Source organism: Streptomyces sp. TRM49041 (assembly GCF_008271805.1).
GTDB lineage: Bacteria > Actinomycetota > Actinomycetes > Streptomycetales > Streptomycetaceae > Streptomyces.
Genome location: NZ_VSRY01000006.1, coordinates 1 through 252, shown reverse-complemented (window position 1 = coordinate 252; position 252 = coordinate 1). Strand labels below are relative to the sequence as shown.

General features: G+C 66.3%; 1 pseudogene. It reads right to left on the bottom strand.

What is annotated here, in order from left to right:
- Window positions 1–238: pseudogene (locus tag FVS66_RS00035) on the bottom strand (calcium-binding protein); the annotation flags it as partial.
- Between the last annotated feature and the right edge of the window lie 14 nt (window positions 239–252).

Here is a 252-nt window from a genome sequence, read left to right as displayed (position 1 = left end):
AGTGGGTGGTTACCGTGCCGCCGGTGCCGAAGGTGGTGTCCAGGCTGCCGTCGGTGTTGTAGCGGGCCACCGCAAAATCGTGGTAGGTGTTCGGGCCGCTCCTGCCGACAGCGATGATCTTGCCGTCGGTCTGCAGTGTCACCCCGAAAGCCGCGGCGTCGTCGCCGAAGTCGGTGGTTACCGTGCCGCCGGTGCCGAAGGTGGTGTCCAGGCTGCCGTCGGTGTTGTAGCGGGCCACCGCAAAATCGGAGT